Annotated in this window: 4 protein-coding genes; all 4 read left to right on the top strand. The window is 60.8% G+C overall.

Annotated features, from left to right (window positions below; translation table 11 throughout):
• Positions 1–259 precede the first annotated feature (259 nt).
• On the top strand, positions 260–610 hold the full coding sequence (locus FNU79_RS19595) for an iron chelate uptake ABC transporter family permease subunit (RefSeq protein ID WP_225430204.1): 351 nt from the start codon (positions 260–262) through the stop codon (positions 608–610).
• The gene (locus FNU79_RS18750; RefSeq protein WP_143722310.1) at positions 607–864 is read left to right on the top strand and encodes an ATP-binding cassette domain-containing protein; all 258 of its coding nucleotides are present in this window, start codon (positions 607–609) and stop codon (positions 862–864) included. Before FNU79_RS19595 ends, FNU79_RS18750 begins: the two co-directional genes overlap by 4 nt.
• Entirely contained in the window at positions 839–1,105 is a 267-nt protein-coding gene (locus FNU79_RS18755; protein ID WP_143722311.1) for a metal-sensitive transcriptional regulator, read from the top strand. Before FNU79_RS18750 ends, FNU79_RS18755 begins: the two co-directional genes overlap by 26 nt.
• A gap of 236 nt (positions 1,106–1,341) precedes the next feature.
• Positions 1,342–2,451: an oxidoreductase gene (locus FNU79_RS18760; protein WP_143722312.1), complete on the top strand. Its 1,110-nt coding sequence runs from the start codon at positions 1,342–1,344 to the stop codon at positions 2,449–2,451.
• Positions 2,452–2,564 lie beyond the last annotated feature (113 nt).

Genomic DNA, 2,564 nt, shown 5'->3' on the forward strand with positions numbered 1-2,564 from the left:
GTGAAATGATTCAAGTCCCACTGGACTTTATTGAGCGCCTCGCAGACGCACTTTGCTACGCCGCCTGACAGTATCCAATGGCCAAAGTCGAGCTAAGTCAGGCTAGAGATGCAGGCCAGCCCTTGACCGCCAACGCCGTCCAGACCTCGCGCCCGCGCCTCTCCGGGCGTGTGTTGGTGTTTCTGGCAGCGGCATTGCTCCTCCTGCTGGCGCTGCTGGTGTCCCTGGCGCTGGGGGTCAGCCAGATTTCTCTGTCCAGGTGGCCCACCTGCTGTTTTTCCCCGACGACAGTACCGACAGCCTGGTGGTTCACGCGCTGTGGCTGCAGCGCACCCTGGTGGCGGGATTGGCGGGAGCGGGTCTGGCAGTGTCGGGGCTGCTACTCTATAGTGTGACCCGCAACCCGCTGGCCGATCCGGGCATCCTGGGCGTGGAGGCGGGCGGAGCACTGGCCGGAGCCGGCATCGTGGGCTTGCTGGGAGCGCTCTTAATGCTGGCCACCGACACGTTGAGCCGCGCTCTGTTGCCGCCCTTGGAGGCTCCGGCAGGCATCTTCACTACGCTGGTGGGCGCACCTTATTTTCTGTATCTGCTCAGAAGGAGCGCGTGAATCGTCCAGAAGCTGTTCCCGCTCCGCCACTCTCCACCCATGATTTGAAGCTGGCCTACAGCGCGGCGGTGATCGTGCCGCGTCTGAACCTGAGCATCAAAGGCAGGCAGGTCACCAGCATCATCGGCCCCAACGGCTGCGGCAAAAGCACGCTGCTGCGTACGTGCCAGAGAAGCGTATACCCCCTCCCCCTATCCTATCAAATACCCCAGGGGGTATGCTTAGACCATGACCGCGAGCATTCCTATCAGTGACCGTCAAGCCGAAAAGACAAAAATTCTCAACCGCCTGCGCCGCTTGGAAGGCCAGATTCGCGGACTCCAGAGGATGGTCGAGGAGGAGAAGAACTGCGTGGACGTGATGACCCTCTACGCCAGCGCCAAGAGCGCTTTTCAATCGAGCGGCGACGTGATCTTGGAAACCTATGTAGAGATGTGCCGGGCTAGGGGAGACGAACCTGCCGATCTGGTGAAGCTGCTCAAGCTGGCACGCTGAGGGGAGCGGGATTCAGCCCAGTCGTCAGCGCGAAATCCGCCCGCCATCTTCTCAGGAGCCTAGAGCGTGAAGCCCATCGCGTCACGGATGGCAACGCCGTAGACGTGCAAAATGAACATGCTGGTAGTGTGGGGCTTCGCGGTCTCCTCATGTACCGCTGCCCAGCACGCTGGAGTGAGCATACCTCAGCGCCCACAAACTGACCCATCATTTCTATGAACAGGAGCATCAAACCTATGCCTAAGCCCACTTGGAAGACCTTCAGCCCCGCTCAAAAAGCCGCTCTCATCGCTGCCGGAACGGTGCAGACTGCTTTGTTCGCCGCTGCCTGGGCTGACCTGAGCCTGCGTCCAGAGGAGCGGCTGAACGGCAGCAAAACGGCTTGGCGGGCCGCGCTGTTTCTCAATTTCGTCGGGCCAGCAGCTTACCTCGCCTTAGGCCGCAAAAAAAGCGATTGGACGGAAGCCGACATCCCCGATCAATCTGGCAAAGTGGTCATCGTCACCGGAGCCAACAGCGGGTTGGGCTTCGAGACGGCCCGCGCTCTGGCGCAGCGCGGCGCGGCGGTTATCATGGCCTGCCGCAATCCCGCCAAAGCCGACACCGCCGCCAAGAAAATTCAGTCGCTCAATCCTGCTGGAAGCGTCAGCGTGATGGCGCTTGACTTGGGCAACCTGGATTCGGTTCGTTCGTTCGTAGAGGCGTTCAAGGCGAAGTACAACCGCCTCGATTTGCTGATCAACAACGCCGGAATCATGGTGCCGCCGCAGGGCAAAACGGAGCAGGGCTTTGAAACCCAGTTCGGCGTTAACCATCTGGCCCACTTCGCCCTGAGTGCTCAATTGATTGACCTCCTCAACGCCACCCCCGGCGCACGGGTAATCAGCGTCAGCAGCACCGCCCACCGCTTCGGGCAGATGGATTTTGATGACCTCAATTGGAAAACGCGCCCGTACAACGCTTGGCAAGCTTACGGCCAGAGCAAGCTCGCCAACTTGCTGTTTATCTACGAGCTTCAGCGCAAACTGGACGCGGCACGAAAAGGCACGCTGGCCCTCGCCGCACATCCAGGGTACGCAGCCACCGGCCTACAAGGTGAGGGCGGCGGGATGCAGCTCGCCAACCGCTTATTTGCCCAGACCCAGCAAATGGGAGCGCTGCCGACGCTCTACGCCGCCACCGCGCCGGACGTGCGGGGTGGGCAGTATTTCGGGCCGTCGGGTTTGGCCGAGCTTGGTGGCAACCCGCAACGGGCAATGTCGAGTGAGCGCTCACACAACATCAGTGACGCTTGGACACTGTGGAAAATCTCCGAGGAATTGACGGGAACGGCGTTTTCCGTGTGAGTCTGTACCTGAATCTCTAGCTGTACTTTGGGGATATTCAGAATGAGGGGCCGGGGCGGGATGTGCGATGCTAGCCCGTGCGATGACGCATTCATTCCCTCGTTGGACGCGGC

Origin of the sequence: Deinococcus detaillensis, assembly GCF_007280555.1 — a bacterium.
Taxonomy (GTDB): Bacteria; Deinococcota; Deinococci; order Deinococcales; family Deinococcaceae; genus Deinococcus; species Deinococcus detaillensis.

What these genes read in the sequence shown, in the direction of transcription:
- FNU79_RS18755 (WP_143722311.1), top strand. Translation starts at nt 839, where the DNA reads ATGACCGCGAGCATTCCTATCAGTGACCGTCAAGCCGAAAAGACAAAA.
- FNU79_RS18760 (WP_143722312.1), top strand. Translation starts at nt 1,342, where the DNA reads ATGCCTAAGCCCACTTGGAAGACCTTCAGCCCCGCTCAAAAAGCCGCT.